2 protein-coding genes are annotated in these 529 nt (G+C 55.2%); both read left to right on the top strand.

The genetic code is table 11. The features are described 5' to 3' along the window. Positions 1-258: hypothetical protein (locus D1614_RS26215; protein WP_206610211.1), on the top strand; the 258-nt coding region annotated here is incomplete at its 5' end. An 83-nt stretch (positions 259-341) separates the two neighbouring features. Continuing rightward, a partial coding sequence (locus tag D1614_RS24950; protein ID WP_206610210.1) for a YtxH domain-containing protein occupies positions 342-529 on the top strand: 188 nt, incomplete at its 3' end.

Genomic DNA, 529 nt, shown 5'->3' with positions numbered 1-529 from the left:
ACGGTCGCTGGAGCGGCTGATACGAACAAGGAACAAATCGCTCAGGCTGTGAGATGGGGATCAGTCGCAGTGGAATTGTTCAAGAAGAACTCTCCTGCGCCTGCTTCGACTGGTGCACAACCAACGACCGCTACGACGGTCGTTGAAAAGAAGCCGCGCCGCCGTTTCCGCAAGAAGGATGAGACGCCGGTCACACCGGAAGTCGTCTCTGTACCGGATGTAGCAAGTATTCCAGATAATCTGAAGGGAGATCGTTGATCATGACGAAAAAACAACCATACCAAGCACCTGTTACAGGTACGCATACAGGAACTGACACATCTAAAGGCAATGGGGGATTCATGACAGGAATCATCCTCGGCAGCCTGATCGGTGCTGCGGCAGCATTGCTATCGAGCCCGAAATCAGGACGCGAGGTGCGGACGCTCCTCGACGAGCGTACTGCTCCGACGCGCCAGCGTCTGACAGAGCAGACGCAAGTCGTTCGCGAGAAAGCAGAACCGCTCGTCGGTGAGTGGATTCAAATCGC

Origin of the sequence: Maribellus luteus, assembly GCF_003576475.1 — a bacterium.
GTDB classification, from domain to species: Bacteria; Bacteroidota; Bacteroidia; order Bacteroidales; family Prolixibacteraceae; genus Draconibacterium; species Draconibacterium luteum.
Note: the sequence above shows the minus strand (reverse complement) of the source record. Positions and strands in the feature narration are given on the sequence as shown.